This is a genomic window from Candidatus Vicinibacter affinis (genome assembly GCA_016714365.1).
Taxonomy (GTDB): domain Bacteria; phylum Bacteroidota; class Bacteroidia; order Chitinophagales; family Saprospiraceae; genus Vicinibacter; species Vicinibacter affinis.
In genome coordinates, this window is record JADJNH010000005.1 from 1,044,587 (window position 1) to 1,060,175 (window position 15,589).

The window sequence follows — 15,589 nt, forward strand, 5'->3', positions numbered from 1 at the left end:
ATTAGCTCTTAGATACGATTTTGGTAATCTTCATGGATCAGATCCAAAAAATTATCTTCGGTATGGTATTTATTAAATTATGGGTTAAGATGGACATAAGTATACTACCACTTTTGATAGTCATCCATCCCAATATCAGCCCAATTGAAAAAGCGTTTATAAATTCAAACCAATTTTGGTAAAAATTCCAATCATTGTCTATGCCAAAAGAGTGGACTAATCCAAATAAAACAGAAGTAATAAGTAAAGCCGGACTTCCAATACAGAAGGATCCAATATATACTTTTGGTCTCAATGTATTGGATAATAGTCCCAACATTATGCCTCTATATGCGATTTCCTCATCCATGCCCGGCATGGTAAATTGAAACAATAAATATTCAAATTTTTCTAAAGATTGCCCGAAGCTGAAAAGTGTTAAAATTAAGGTAAAAATAAATAGAATAATGATTACCGTAAACTTAGCTTGCAACGAGTTGCGGTTTTGTTTAAAAGTGATGTAATGGTAATTTATAAATTCTTTGCTAAATATGGAATAAATTATTAATGAGCCTATTACGGCATAAGTTTTTCCAGACCAGTTCCATGTACTTTTGATAAATTTTAATTCCGGAATTAAAATTGGAAAAAAGAGCAAGCATTTATAAACAGTATAATATACCACAAACAGCACTATGTGTTTCCATTTAGAATCTACCTTGTTAGTCCAAAAATAGATAAGGGGACTGACTGCAATTATCTCAACAATACTTTCAAGCAGTAATTTTGTCATATTTAATCCATTCCAAATTTTTAGAAAATGCTTACATTTTGAGGGATTTTCCCTCTTTACTGACTAACATTTTGTAAAGGTCCAAAGTCAAATTTACGAAAAACTGTTAAACGAAGAATTAGTCAACTTCAACGGAATTTACATGAATGAGAAGAATATTCTGATTGGTACCGTTTGCTTTGGTTTTGCTTTCATGATATTTGGCTTTAATGAAGCTAATAACACGTTAAATAAATGAAATCCTATAAAACCTCAGTGGGGTCACTTTGATCATGGTTATACACAATAAGTTTAAAACTATGGGCAGGGGGAAACGGTTGGAACAAAAAGGGTATGTCTCGAAGCTAGATTACTATTTGAATTTGCTCCTTAACTTAATGAATTCCTGCATCACCGGACAGGCAGGGCTGTATTGGATACATGGATGTATACTGGTCCATCATCATTTTGGTGAGGGGGATAAATGTGAGAATTACATCTTATTAGTATCAACTGGTGGGGGCGTCTTCTCGATTATAGGTCATTTTTATTTTCTCGATTATCGTGGTAATTTATTAAATCTGTCAAGTTTTTTCATTTCGGTCTTTAAGATTTCCATGGTCACTGGTTTAAAAACTAATTTGTTTTCAACTTGTGTAGAAGTCTTGATTTTCTTTACCGCTAAATAGGGGTTGTTGTCCACACGCTTAATGGCCACAATGGTAATATTTTCACCCGCGGGAACGTCTTTGAATGTGTATTTACCATTTACAGGAAATACATCCATAACGGTTTTGTAACGATCAAAAATTATTTTTACTGTTTCAATGTCTTTGTCTAATTTTATCACGAAATTAATTTTTGGATATTTATTTATAAATCTGCCAGCGTTAATCCAACCAAGGTCAGTGGTATTAAAAACATAATACATAATTTTTTCAGAACTTGCTTTTTGTAAGGTTGTGTCCTTATATGATTTTTCAAATCTTTCTCTAAAAATACCATTTCCTGCAATTGAAGTGTCGCTTAAATTAAATTTAACAGGAATTGTATAATTAACAGGCACATATTGCCCATTATGTCTTCCAGGTGTCCAATTTGGCATTTTTTTAATTGCATCTAATGCTGCCAAATCAAGTTCAGAGGTGACTCCTTTTAAAACTAGTGGCTCTTTTACTTCCCCATTTTCGTTGATAACAACTCCAATATAAACTGTTCCCTGAATTCCTAATTTTTTTGCTTGTTCTGGATACTTCACTGTTTGAGATAAATATTCATTTAATTTCTTTTCGCCACCAATAAATGCTGGCATTTCTTCAATAAATGTAAAAAATTCTGGACTGACATTTATTTCCGCTGATTGTGCTGTCCAATCTATGTGCTTGTTATCTTCCCAGGATCCTGAAAATAATTGCGTATCCTTTTCTTTCTTTTTTGTTGGAAGATTAATTTCAATAGTTTTTCCTTTCAGCAATTTCAATGGTTGATTATTTATATTTGCTTTGATATGGACCATACCTTCGGTTTCAAGTAATTGTCCGTTGGATGTTGTGGAGAGATTGGTAAGTATGATGTCTGATGTTTTGTAATACTCGGTTACTAAAAAATTTATTCTTTTGTTTTTGGCTTTTTCATTTTTTTCAGAAATAAAGGAGTTTGCTTTGATTTTAATCATTGTTCCTTCCTTGCAAATTAAAGTTGTGTCTTTGTTGGATGGGATACAAAAAAGTTGTACCTGTTTCTCGAAGTTATCTTTGTCTCTTGATTTTCCCTTTTCCAAAATTAATTCAACTCGTCTATTTTGTTGCTTGTCTTTTTCGTTGTTGTTCTTTGCTATAGGTTTTTTTTCACCATAAAATTGGATTTGAATATTTTGCTTGGAAATTCCTTTTGACTGCAAGTAAACAGATACACTTTTTGTTCTGTTTTTGGATAATGTCAAGTTGTATTGGTCTTTGCCATCAGCATCCGTGTGTCCAATGATTTTAATTATGTCGAAAGTATCCGTCTTAAGGTTACGGTAAAATGAATCAAGAATTGTCGTGGCTTCTGTAGTTAAATGGTATTTGTCGTAGTCAAAGTACACTGTTTCAGTTTTGGTCTGCTGGGCGAATAATTCAAATGACAGAATGATTGTCAAAAGTGTGAAAAATGCCGTTTTCATTTTATTTAGTTTATGTCTCTGGTTAATGAAATAAGAATTGTCAAAGTTGATGTTTATTTTCAAGATTACAATGTCCCATAAAATGACTTATAACGGTTTCGGACTTGGCGAAGGTGGCGATTTTCACCATCCCAATAGCGATCGGGATTGATGGGAGAACTAAACTTTGATTTACCACAAATGTTTCTGCGGAGCACTGAACCGCCACTTTTGCAATACCCGTGTTGTGTGCAGGTTTTCATTCTATTGTGAATTTATATGTTCCCAAAGGTGCTGCCCTCGGTTGTGTTTCTTTTCTACCCGATTTTGACTCGGCAGAAATGTAATACTCAACAGTAGATCCACTTTTATGATAAGGTATTTCATAAAAAAAATGATTTGGATTTTCAGTTAAGTTAAGTTCAGCAATTCGCCAATTTGTTTCACCCAAAGTCCTCCAAAATAACAGGTTCTTGTCTTTCACTAAGCCTTGTTTACTGTAATCAATAATCGTTGTATAAACGATGTTTCGATTTTTAGAATCTACAATTTTATCAATTCTTTTAGTAGTGATAAAAAGCATTTCGTTGTCCCAAATAGCCCTTGTCCTGCAATGTAAAGCGTCATATCCTTTCCAGCCATAACCAGAAGGGTATTGTTCGTTCATTCCATTTGCCAATAAAGGTTCGTCTTTTAAGGCAAACTCAAATCCTTTTACTGTATAGCCAGGCATTGCTTTTTGCCATGTTTGCAGAGCAATACTATCGGCTTTGATTTGGAATAATGGAACGTAAATAGTTTTATTTACAATTAATGAATTTAAATATGCCGTCAATTTATCGCCATCGTATCTGTCAATTTTTAACCTCAGTATTTCATACGGACGACCATATATGGTATTCAGCTTTGATAATTCATTTTGAACAATGTTTTCATAAATTCCATAAAGTTCATGGTCAGCAGGCGGCTCGGCTACAAGCATACGTTCTTCATCTAATAAGGTCATAAAACAATCAATATGTTGTATGCCTTCTTTTTCAAAATTGGAAATTATGTGGTAGTTATTAATTCCTTGCAAATCCTTACTAAGTTTAAAAAATTGTGATTCGGGTATGTTTTGAAGTTTATTTTCTTTGGGAAGAATGCAGGTTGAAAAAGCAATTCCTAAGCCATCAGTCAAAAAATTACCTCCTGTACAAATAAATGGTAAGTCCAATACCTCTATGTTTAATGCCTTGCCTAATGGTATGTCAGCCTTATCATCTAACTCCGATGGTTCTTTAATTGTGTAATACACAGAATCAGGACAGCCCAATTTGCTATGGGGTGGTGCATAAAGACTATTGTAATTGCCTAATTTCATGTTGCCATCAGGTGCAAAAATTGCAGTTGGACCCCAATCTCTTGTCCAACATGCGGCAACTCCAAGAGGCATAGTAATAAATGTATTGTGTGTTGGGTCAATTCCCCATTTTTTGTACCATTTGATTGCTTCATTTCTTGTAGAATCGTCAGTTACTAATGTGTAGAGATGATTGTCCTTCGCCAGTTCCACTATCAATTTGTAAGGTAAACCCAATGGCCAAGCTATCATTGTCCCTTTTGCAGGTTCCCATTCTGCAACTGTCCTGTTTGAATTGCCTTGTGTATAATAGTTGTATCCATTGATGTCTTTTTTAGTCTGTGATATTGCTAAAAATTGAAACAATATCAAACTAACAATAAGGATTAAATATTTCTTTTTCATTCAGTCATTTATTTTAATTTTAACTGTCTATGGGTTGCTCTCGTCAAACTTGCGCACAACGGTTAGAGATTGATGCAGTGGCCTTTTACTCGATCACCCAAAGCGAAGATACAAAACCAAGTATTCGGAGAACACCCAATTTTTCCAATAACGAAGATTTCTGCAGGCCATTGCTTCAATCTGGTGTTATCACCAGCATTCGTTAGTTAATTTTAATATTAATATATTCTTTATATGCGGTTTTTGTTTTTTTGTATACAAAAATATGACATGGGGTACCCGATAGGCCACCGCCAATGCAAGTTATCCCAACCAACAAATACTTCTTATTTCGAAAATAGTTTGGGTTTGTTATATAAACTATATAAGGCAATTTCATTGTTAATCTTTCGTATTCCTTAGATGAAATTTCAGATTTTATATATTTATTTAAAGGCACCTTTCCTATTCTATTAATTGAGTCTAAAATATCGCAAGCCATTTCAGTATTTATAATTTTACATTTATTTTCTAGTGGAAATTGCCAAACAAAGTCCTTACTTAGATTTTCAATAATTTGTTGTTTTTCAATTGATGTAAGAATGATTTTATTTTTGAAATACTTGCAGTCCGTACAATACAAACTATTTTGCTCTAATTTTTCAATAATTATTTTGTTAAGAAATACTTCTGTTTTGATAGTATCTTTAAGAAAGTAATCTTCTGTGGTGAAGTATTTATTTATTGTTGACGCTAGCAAAGTATCAATTGAAGATTGCGAATAAAGATTATTTTCAATAGAAAAAATTAGTATTATTAATTTAAGGTAATTCATCTTATTTTAGTTGGTGATAAATCGTATATACCTGCCACATCGTTGCACAAGTCTGTCTATCGGTGGAGGGATTGGTGAAACAAAAGGTGTACATATCTTTTTCCAAAATTAATTAAGTTTTCTTATAAAGTATCAAATGGGCTGGTAATTTTTTGTATGTTCTTGGTGCTGACATGCGTGTAAATTTCATTAGTATTGCTGCTGTTGTGCCCCAACAGCTCTTGAATATATCTCAAATCTGTTCCTGCTTCAAGGAGGTGAGCAACATAGCTGTGGCTCAGTTGATGTAAAGGGAAAGGTTTCTTAAATCCTCCTTTTCCAATAGCTTGTTTTAATACATTGGACAGACTTCTTTCATCGTAAGGTGTATTTTCGGTCTGGCCCTCAAACAACCTGTTTTGGGTTTATATGCTTTATAATATTCCCTCAGAATGAGTAGTATTTTTTCGGATAGAGGCACTATCCTGTCTTTATTGCCTTTTGACTGCCGGATAATAACCACGTTTCGATGGGAATCGATGTCTGAAAATTTTAGATGGATCAACTCACTTCTTCTCAACCCACAGCTATAAATTAGGGAGCGCATGGCCCGATGTTTTAGATTTTTTAACGCATTTAAGATCAATTTAATTTCTTCCTTACTTAAAACATTTGGCAACAATTTCGATCTTTTTGGTCGGTGAATTAAATCAATTTCCAGACTTCTGTTTTCTATTTGCCTGAAAAATAATTTCACGCCATTTACAATTTGGTTTTGGTAGGATGCCGATAAATTATGTTTTAAAATATAGTCGTTGTTGAAGTCAAGTAAATCCTTATTGTTAATGTCTTCTAAGTGTTTTGCTACAAAATAGCTTAAGAACGTTTTTAAAGCTTCGCTATAAGTCTTGTCGGTAGTGTTTTATTATCCTGCTTTGAGCAATTCCAGCCAATACCCTTGAATCAACCATAGTACTATCTGTTCATTATTTGTCATGAGTAGTTTCTGAAAAGACTGCAACACATGAGCGGTTTGTCTTATCTGGAATTTAAAATGAAGTTATCGCAATCAGGATTCCGACTATGCCTTTTTGCACAGGATGATAAAAGCAGGAGGAATGTTGATGGGTACAAATTCAAATCTTACCTGGCCGAAAATCTCTTCGTACATTTTTTTCAAGGAGAGACTGTAATGCAGTTGAACAAAACTGGCGCCTTGCTTCATACAGGATTTTACAGCTTTGAGGATGTTGATGGATAATTCTTTAGGAAACAACACGAATGGAATTGCAGAAATAACGGCATCGATGCTCTCAATCTGAAGATTTTTCAGGTAAGATTCGATGTGTTCTGCTGAGTCTTCTATGATGGTGATTCTTGAATCCGGTAATTTTCGCAGTTCTTCGCAAAAAGCTGCATTCACTTCAAATATCAAAAGTCGTGCATCGGGTTGCAATCTCTTCAACAGATGCTCTGTAATGGCTCCATCTCCTGCCCCTAGTTCCACGACCACTTTCGCAATGGTGAAGTCCACAGCGTCCAGCATGGTCTTGCTGACAAAGCCGGAAGACCTGCTCACAGAACCAATGGTCCGCATGTTTTTTATTCCCTGCCGTAGAAAATCCAGTTTGGCCACTTATCTGTTATTGATTTTTGTTGTATTCGTTAATAAGTAATATCAGATCGTCGTATTGTTGCACGTAATTAATCAGTTCATTTCTTTCCAGTTTTTTACCATTGACGAAGGCACGAATGCTGTTGTTTTTTTCACCTTCGTTTTGGTTCAGGAAGTTTTTGGCCTCCTGGAAATTTTTAAACAATCCACAATAGTAACTTATCTTTTCATTCCCGGGGTTTCTTTCTGCAAAAAACAAAGCTTTTCCTGATTGAAAATAAGGGTGGTTCAGCACTTGGGTGGATTCTCCCAACAGGATGGCATAGAAAAGTCCTTTATCAAAACGCTCTCTTGACTCCTCGTTACCTGCCAACAGACTTTCGTTGAATCCCGGGTTTGGATAACTGATGTGTAAATCCGTTTCTTCGGTCTCCAGTAATTGCAAGTCAATTCTTTTATTGGCCTTTTGCGAAGCAGGATAGGGTATTCCGTTGATTTGTGTTTTTACTATCGGGAAGGAACGTCCGGCTGCTCTGACTTCCATTCTTTTTTGCGAAATGCCTTTACTCAATAAATACTCTTGTACCTGACGGGCTTTTTTCATTGAAAAATATAAGTTAAGAGCTTCCGGGCTGTCCTCGTAAGCATGGCCTGTGATGCGCAATCGAAGCTCCGGATATTTTTGCATGAGCTCGACGATTTTTGACAGGTTAAGATGGTTGCGCTCGTCCTTGAGGAAATCGTCTCCCTGATCACTCAGGGCCTCAAGGCTGATTTCTATTTTTACAGGCAAGGACCTTGAAGTAATTTCCTCGTTTGAAGGGAGTTGTTTGCTTTTTCTGACCGGTTCGGCAAATTGAATTAACTGAGTCACCACGCTTCCGTTCGGTGGATAATATTGCTCCTGAAGGTCATCTTTAAAATAGGCAATGTAAATATCTCTTTTTCCCTGATTGTCTTCTTTACGATCTGAAGTAAAAACGCCTGCAATACCATCCGCTGTCAGTTTGAAATGAAGATCATCTCCTGCACTGTTGATGGGAACCCCCAGGTTTTTAGGCTGTTGCCACTTCCCTTCCTCAGCGCCAAATCGTGTTCTGTAAATATCGTAGCCACCCATTGTACCGGAATTATTGGATGCAAAGTACAACGTCATGCCGTCGTTGGCTAAAAATGGAGTAGTTTCATTGTAGAAAGTGTTGATGTTCGGACCCAGGTTGTAGGCCTGCGACCACTGGTCTTTTCGGCGTACACTGAGGTAAAGATCGTATCCACCAAAACCACCCATGCGGGCACTGCTGAAAATCATTATGGAATCCTGAAAGATGCACAAACTGTTGTCCCCAATCTCAGGGTTAAAGATGGATTCGAATTTAGAGAATTTGTATTTGCGGTTGCTGCCGGTAAAGGTGTCTACACTCGCAGTTCCTTTTATTTCATCCCATCCCTGAAAAAAAATCATCACCTCTCCGTGCCTGGCAAAATCCAAAATCACATCATGCTTGCTGCTGTTGAGTAAAGGATTCAGGTCCTTCATAGAGGACCAGTTTCCTCTGGCTTCCTCAATAACAAACAGGTCTGCTCTGTAGTGTCCTTCCTTTTTATCCAGCGCACCTTCTGCATTTCTCTTACCCCCTTCGTTGTTGTCCTTGACGGCACTGAAATAGTATTTACCCGGATAATTCACACTGGGGAAAGCAGCAAACTCATCTTCATGAGTATTGATTTCAGGACCAATGGATTCTACAACGGCCAACGGTTCTTTTTTATTAATGGTGATTCCGTGAATGCAATGATTAATTTGGGCATAAATCTGTGGTCGCTCCGGGTTGTCACGATCCAGCAGACTCAGATGTCTTTTGTAGTAAAATATTGCCTGTCTAAAATTTCTTTGGTACTGATGAATTTTGGCGAGATATTGATAAGAGACTTTTCGATATTTTTTTGATTGACTCAGGAGATTAAATCCTTCTAAAGCCCGATCCAGTTGATTGCTTTCATAAAAACATTTGGAGGCCATCAGCAGGTCGCTTTTATCTTTTTTTACTTTGTTGAATAACTGATCAAACAGTATTCCTGCATGGTAAAAATCTTTTTCTGCATAATATTTTCTGGCTGTTTGAATCGAGGCGGATTGTCCATGCATCCCTGCTGATAACAAGGACAACAGCGCACAAAAAAACAGCCTGTTCATAATTGTATTCAGATGCTTTGGTCGATGTCAAACTGCTCCAGGTAGTCGCCTACTTTCCGAAGGAATTTGCCACCCAAAGATCCGTCCACCACACGGTGGTCGTAGGAAAGTGAGAGGAACATCATATGACGGATGCCAATGGTATCACCTGTCGGCGTTTCTATTACGGCGGGTTTTTTCTTGATCGCACCGGTAGCCAGGATGGCCACCTGAGGTTGATTGATGATGGGCGTACCCATGATGTTGCCGAATCCACCCACATTGGTGATGGTAAAAGTTCCGTCCTGGATTTCTTCCGGCTTAAGTTTATTTTGTCTGGATCGGTCTGCAAGGTCGTTTACAGCATACGTTAAACCTACCAGATTCAAACGATCGGCATTTTTTATGACCGGGACGATCAAATTTCCGGAAGGAAGTGCGGCCGCCATCCCGATGTTGATGTCATTCTTTTTGATGATACGGGTTCCGTCCACTGAGATGTTGATCATAGGGAAATCCTTGATGGCTTTGGCAACCGCTTCCACAAAAATGGGTGTGAACGTAATTTTCTGGCCGTATTTTTTTTGAAAACTGTCTTTCACTTTGTCACGCCACAACACAGCAGGTGTCATGTCGATCTCCACAAATGAAGTTACATGCGGTGAGACAGATTTACTCATTACCATGTGATCGGCAATGAGCTTGCGCATGCGATCCATCTCGATGATTTCGACGTTGCCTCCGATGGATACCGCCGGTGGTTGAGGTTTGGTTGCAGCGGGTGTTTGTGTTACAACAGGTGTGGCCGTTGCAGCAGACAAAGTTGAAGGTTTCCCCTGACTGATGAATTCCATGATGTCCCGCTTGGTAACCCTACCACCGAGGCCTGAGCCTGTGATCTGATCCAATTGAGCTTGCGAAATATTTTCTTCTTTGGCAATGCTTTTAACCAAAGGGGAGTAAAATCTATCTTCTCCTGATTTAATGGGTTCTGCCGAAACAACCGGGGTGCTGACTACAGGAGCAGGAGATGTTGTGACAGGTGCCGCAGGTGCAGGCGCGCTTTCAGTTGCAGGTGCTGCCGGAGGAGTAGCTGCAACGGCTGAAGCGTCTGTCTCGATGTAAGCAATGACGGTACCTATAGGGACGACGTCATTTTCCTTGAAAAGGATTTTCCCTATCACGCCCTTTGAAGGCGAAGGAATCTCGCTGTCCACCTTGTCGGTGGCTATTTCCAGAATGGTTTCATCCAATCCTACTGAATCTCCTTCTTTTTTTACCCACTTCAATATGGTGGCTTCCATAATGCTTTCCCCCATTTTGGGCATAATCAGTTCGACTCGAGCCATATATGATTTATTTTTGTATGAACGCAATGGTGGTTTAGGCACTTTTTCAGAATCCCCGACCAACGACAAAGGTAAGCAAAATGGCGGCGTTCACAAGTGCTTTTGGTAGTTAGGCAGATGGTTTTTAAGGATAAATTTGGTCAGGTAAATTTTATAGGGTCTACGTAGAAATTAAACAACTATAATAGTTGGATTAAATAGATTCCGATACCTCATATAATTATCGAATGAGAATTTCAGATCGGCCTTTTTCATTTTAGCTAAAACTGATTTAAAAAGCGTTAAAAACAAAATACTGTTTGAGCTCGCTTGCAGATAAGCAAATAAATTTATGACAGTAAGGCCAAGAGCTATTATGGATGATTAAGGCGAGTTTATTTTGTTTAGCTTTTTAGATCAGTTTTAGCGTTAAGAAATGAAAACAGCCTTGATTTTTTTTGGTTCTTTTTTGCATCAAGACAAAAAAGAACAATGATAATAGAATAGAATTTAGGACAACTTTAGTGAAAAACGGTATCCGCAAAACTGGTTTTCCCCCAAATTTTTGACTTGACTCGATAAATTTCAAAGGAGAACCAAAGTAATTTGCCTAAGTAAAACCAAAGGCATCCAGATGAATTTACCGCTTACTTTGGGGAAAGTATCCACTCCCTTGCAAGCAAAAGGGCATAGATGCTGGCGGTTTCGATGTTTCTGCTGCGATCTTTTCCCAATTTGAGTTTTCGGGTGAGAATCCCATCAGCATTTCCGGCAGCAATAAAAATAGTCCCTACAGGCAACTCGTCCGTTCCACCATCCGGTCCTGCTATTCCACTCACTGCTATCGCAAGGTCCACATTCAGTGCCTCGCAGCAACCGGTTACCATTTCGCGGACAGTTTGTTCACTAACAGCGCCATGGTTTTCAAGGGTTTGATCTTTTACGTTCAGCATCGTTTTTTTAACTGCATTGGTATAGCTGATGACGCCCCCCATGAAGTATGCTGAACTGCCTGGAACACTGGTTATTTTATGGGCAATGTTTCCGCCTGTACAACTTTCAGCAGTACCCAATTTAAGCCCCTTTTCAAGCAGCATCGCGCCCAAGGCTTTTTCAAGCGAACTGTCACCAAAGCCAAAGACTTTCTCTCCCAGGCTAGCCGACATTTGATTAAGGTAATCATCTATTTGCTGTTTTAGCAAGGCTGCATTTTCATGATTTCCGGTAAGACGCACCCTTACCGTTCCAAGAGCCGGAAGATAGGCGAGACTGATGTATTCAGGGAGCTTGTTCAAAAGTGGTTCAATAACAGCTGCTATCTCAGTCTCTCCCATTCCACCCACATGCATGGTTTGGTGGTACATGTTGGAGGAATATGATTTTGCTTTTAAGCCTGGCAGGACTCCATGGATCATGATGTAGTCCATTTCGTAGGGGACTCCAGGCATGGCAATGTAAATTTTACCCTCGTGTTCCATCCACATACCCATTGCAGTCCCCATTTTATTTTCGAGCAGCCGGGCATTGGCAGGCATAAAGCATTGTTGCCGGTGTACTTCCCGGATGGGTACGTTTCTGGGCTCCAGCAAATTCCTGAGATGTGCATAGTTTTCTTCACTGAAGACCATTCCTACCCCAAAATATTCAGCCAGTACCTTTTTGGTGACATCATCTCTGGTGGGACCCAAACCACCGGTAATCAGAATTATTTCTTCCGTCCGGGCGGCTTCGGTGAGGGCGTATTTTATTTCTTCCGCGTCGTCTCCCACACACCATTTCCGGTGAACATTGAGGCCAAGGGGCGCAAGAAACTGTCCAATCCTGGCTGAATTGCTGTCGATCACCTGGCCAAGCAAGAGCTCATCTCCTATATTAATCACCCCTATCCTGACTAATTTCATTGGATTAAATTTTAGTGCAAACCTAACAAGCAAACCCCGCATTTACATCCTCGGTGATTGTTTGGGAGGTAAACCTGCATTTGTCGGTACGAATATTAACTTTGTGTAAACTTATGATTAAATTTTATAACCGAAAGCAATTACATTTTTCATAAAATGGACTTATTGCTTAAGAATTTATATGCAGGAATTTTTATCACTCTACGCCAATATTGAGAATCCAACCCTGGAAATGGTGTTGTTTACTTTTTTACTTTCTTTTTGCCTTGCCTGTTTGGTGGCCATCACCTATCAAAACACCTCCAACATTACCATCAAGTCTTCCAATTACATTCAATCCCTCATCCTGTCATCTCTGGTGGCTACTACCATCATGCAGGCTATAGGGGATAATGTAGCAGTGGGACTAGGCATGTTGGGAGCTCTTTCCATTATACAGTTCAGAACCAATTTCCGGGATCCAAGAGACATCATATTTATGTTTGCCGCTTTGGGAACGGGTATTGCCTGTGGGGTATACGGATTTTATGTGGCGATTCTGGGGACAATACTTTTTTGCGCAGTAGCAGTCATATTGCGATTCACTCCTTTTCACAACGGAAGGCATGTGGTTTGGGAATTGAGGGTCAGATCGGACAGTGGAATTTTTATGGAAGATTTTCATCTCATCATGGATCAATTTTGCATCCGCTATGATTTAGATAATTTGCGCATCGATGCAGAGAAAGGGAAAGAACCTTATCGCGAACTGGATTATAAATTGATTCTAAAAAATGAGGCGGATTATGAAGAATTAATAAACAACCTTCACGAAAAATCTTATCAGGTAAAAAAGATGTCTCGTCAGGGAGAAGAACAAATCGATAATACATAGGCCCATGAAATTTAATCTCATTTATATTTTTTGGGTGTTGGCGATGATTGGTTTGTATTTTATCAAACAACACATCACAAGTCAAAGTTTGGTAAGTTTTTTTGGCAGCACGGAATCAGAATCTGTGATCATCCAATCTGAACTCGATGGACAAATCAGCAGCATACTCATCAGACCGGGAAGTTATGTGCAAAAGGGTGATACACTTTTTGTCCTGAAAGCAGTAGAACTCAATAAGAAACTGAAAGAACAATTGTTGCAAATAGACCAATTGAAAAGCGTCGATCGTTTTGATCGTGTATTGCTGGAGCAGGAAGAGCGCATTACAACGGTTCAGTATGACAGCAAACTGACTGAATTAAAAACCGAATTGAAAGAACTGGAAGGCAAACAAAGTTTTCAGGATAAACTAAAAGAAAGTTTGCTGGGGGCAGGACATCAGCAGGCAGGAGACCTTCAAATCCAAATCGAGGGACTTAGAAAACAAATTGAAAAAATTGAGTTGGAAAAATCTGAGAAGTTAAATATTCTGGGAAGAGAATTGTCAAAAAAATTCGGACTCAATCAGGGACTGGTACAACAACATCAATCCGAACTGGATTATCTGAATGAGAAAACCGGATTGCTTTTTGTTCGTGCCTCGTTGAGTGGTTTTGTGGAAGATTTTAAATTACAAGCAGGTGATTTTATTTCTTCCAAATCCAATTTAGTAACCATCACACCGAAAAAACCACTGAAAGTAAGAGGCTTTATTCCGGAAAGTTCAGAACTGGAATTTGAACCCGGAAGCACGGTGAGACTGGTGTCTTCCTTGCGACCGACCGTAACTGACAGCGGAAGAATTATTTACTGCAATCCTCGTATAGTGGAGCTTCCTACCAGACTTAGAAAAAATCCCGAAATCAAAGCCTGGGGTCGTGAAATATACATAGACCTTTCCGTAGAAAATCCTTTTTTCATTGGGGAGAAAATCAGAATTGAGTTAAATCCTCAGTAATCAAAATAGAATGGGCCTCCACCTGATCATTTATTTTTTTGCAGCAACCATTTTTTATGCGGGTGATCCGGTCATTAAAAAAAATACGACACAAGTACTGTCCAGTTATAAGTCTGATCCTGTGTTGAACAGCAGGCTCTTGCTTTCTGACGCTGCGGGCAGTCAAAAATTTCGTTTACCGGTTATCAAGGAACTGGAACTCAGAGCAGGAAACAGGGATCTTTATTTCAACGATCTATTTTATGGGGTTAGGGTTTCTACCAATAATTTTACTGAGCGCAGACAACTCAAGAAACTACCGGCATTGAATGCAGATCTCTATCATTCAGAATACCAGCTTTTGCTGAAGGAAAGTCTGATGGACCGATATGAACTTGTGATGAAGTATCTGGAGGCACAACAAATGAAATTCTGGATGGATTCTTTATTGTACTGGAATCAGATGAAGAGTGAGATACTTATTGAGGCAATGGACCATGGAGAGAAAATTGAAATTAAAGATCTCACGAATGCCAGAGAAAATATTTATGCATTGACCAACGACCTTCATGAATGGAATACCATTATGGACAATGTCCTCCAAAAGCTGAAGGTACAATGTAAAATTCCGGAACTGGATACGCTGGTAGAAAATGAGCTGGTGCAAATACGGGAATTGGAAAATCGGATCCAATCCAAGCTTCAAAATGAAGCAGTGTCACTCACGGAACTCAACAGACAGTCTGAATTGAATTTGTTGCATCAGGAAATTTTACTGGAAAAAGCAAAGAATCAAAACTGGGGCACTTTTCTTCAATTGAATTATGAAGACAACACCGACCCATTTGTGTATCAGGAAAGGTTTGCAGGTCGTGCAGGAGTCAGCATTCCAATTCGTGGCAACTCCAACCGGAAACTCAACGAACTGCAATTGCAAAAAATGGAACTCGAACAAAAAATAGCCGTGAGCCGTGAAATCACCCAAACGAATTATCAACTGAAGACGATTTCTTTGAGAAATGAGATTCGCAATTTTGTAATGGAGGAAGAAAACTTGAGCAATAATATTTTTTTCAGATTCTTAAATTCACCATCGTTGCTGGCTACGATTAAAGCAACCGAAATTATAGAACTCAAGATCGGTCTGATCAAAGAAAAAATTCATTTGGAAAAAAGCAAATGGGCCATTCTTGGTTCCTACATTGAATTTCTTTATGAAACAGATCTCATTTCGTCAAACCCTTTGGTTAACCATTTGCATCGATCCGGTGTTACCCTTGACTAAAAC

The 15,589-nt window shown here is 38.4% G+C and carries 12 protein-coding genes and 1 pseudogene; 3 read left to right on the forward strand and 10 right to left on the reverse strand.

Annotation, left to right across the window (positions count from 1 at the left end; genetic code table 11):
- Window positions 1-37: 37 nt before the first annotated feature.
- The 10 genes and pseudogenes from IPJ53_04310 to IPJ53_04355 form a co-directional block, all read right to left on the reverse strand.
- Window positions 38-772 (reverse strand): CPBP family intramembrane metalloprotease, encoded by a 735-nt coding sequence (locus IPJ53_04310; GenBank protein MBK7798314.1) that lies wholly within the window; start codon window positions 770-772, stop codon window positions 38-40.
- 538 nt (window positions 773-1,310) lie between these two features.
- Complete coding sequence (locus tag IPJ53_04315) at window positions 1,311-2,915, reverse strand: TonB family protein (GenBank protein MBK7798315.1); 1,605 nt, start codon at window positions 2,913-2,915, stop codon at window positions 1,311-1,313.
- Window positions 2,916-2,980: 65 nt separating this feature from the next.
- On the reverse strand, window positions 2,981-3,157 hold the full coding sequence (locus IPJ53_04320; GenBank protein ID MBK7798316.1) for a hypothetical protein: 177 nt from the start codon (window positions 3,155-3,157) through the stop codon (window positions 2,981-2,983).
- Window positions 3,154-4,641 (reverse strand): agmatine deiminase family protein, encoded by a 1,488-nt coding sequence (locus IPJ53_04325; GenBank protein MBK7798317.1) that lies wholly within the window; start codon window positions 4,639-4,641, stop codon window positions 3,154-3,156. Before IPJ53_04325 ends, IPJ53_04320 begins: the two co-directional genes overlap by 4 nt.
- A 202-nt stretch (window positions 4,642-4,843) precedes the next feature.
- The gene (locus IPJ53_04330) at window positions 4,844-5,455 is read right to left on the reverse strand and encodes a hypothetical protein (protein MBK7798318.1); all 612 of its coding nucleotides are present in this window, start codon (window positions 5,453-5,455) and stop codon (window positions 4,844-4,846) included.
- Window positions 5,456-5,577: 122 nt separating this feature from the next.
- Window positions 5,578-6,281 (reverse strand): annotated as a pseudogene (locus IPJ53_04335) (tyrosine-type recombinase/integrase).
- 234 nt (window positions 6,282-6,515) lie between these two features.
- Window positions 6,516-7,070: a methyltransferase domain-containing protein gene (locus IPJ53_04340; GenBank protein MBK7798319.1), complete on the reverse strand. Its 555-nt coding sequence runs from the start codon at window positions 7,068-7,070 to the stop codon at window positions 6,516-6,518.
- A gap of 7 nt (window positions 7,071-7,077) precedes the next feature.
- Complete coding sequence (locus IPJ53_04345; protein MBK7798320.1) at window positions 7,078-9,243, reverse strand: OmpA family protein; 2,166 nt, start codon at window positions 9,241-9,243, stop codon at window positions 7,078-7,080.
- Window positions 9,244-9,251: 8 nt separating this feature from the next.
- Window positions 9,252-10,571 (reverse strand): 2-oxo acid dehydrogenase subunit E2, encoded by a 1,320-nt coding sequence (locus tag IPJ53_04350; protein MBK7798321.1) that lies wholly within the window; start codon window positions 10,569-10,571, stop codon window positions 9,252-9,254.
- A 626-nt stretch (window positions 10,572-11,197) separates the two neighbouring features.
- Window positions 11,198-12,451 carry a CinA family nicotinamide mononucleotide deamidase-related protein gene (locus IPJ53_04355; GenBank protein ID MBK7798322.1) on the reverse strand — a complete coding sequence of 418 codons (1,254 nt, stop codon included), beginning with the start codon at window positions 12,449-12,451 and terminating at the stop codon, window positions 11,198-11,200.
- Window positions 12,452-12,632: 181 nt separating this feature from the next.
- Here IPJ53_04355 and IPJ53_04360 point away from each other — a divergent pair, with 181 nt between their 5' ends.
- From IPJ53_04360 to IPJ53_04370, 3 genes are read left to right on the forward strand one after another with little or no spacing between them, the layout of a single operon-like run.
- On the forward strand, window positions 12,633-13,325 hold the full coding sequence (locus IPJ53_04360; GenBank protein MBK7798323.1) for a DUF4956 domain-containing protein: 693 nt from the start codon (window positions 12,633-12,635) through the stop codon (window positions 13,323-13,325).
- 4 nt (window positions 13,326-13,329) lie between these two features.
- Window positions 13,330-14,322: an HlyD family efflux transporter periplasmic adaptor subunit gene (locus IPJ53_04365; protein MBK7798324.1), complete on the forward strand. Its 993-nt coding sequence runs from the start codon at window positions 13,330-13,332 to the stop codon at window positions 14,320-14,322.
- A gap of 10 nt (window positions 14,323-14,332) precedes the next feature.
- Complete coding sequence (locus IPJ53_04370) at window positions 14,333-15,586, forward strand: hypothetical protein (GenBank protein MBK7798325.1); 1,254 nt, start codon at window positions 14,333-14,335, stop codon at window positions 15,584-15,586.
- The last annotated feature ends 3 nt before the right edge of the window (window positions 15,587-15,589 follow it).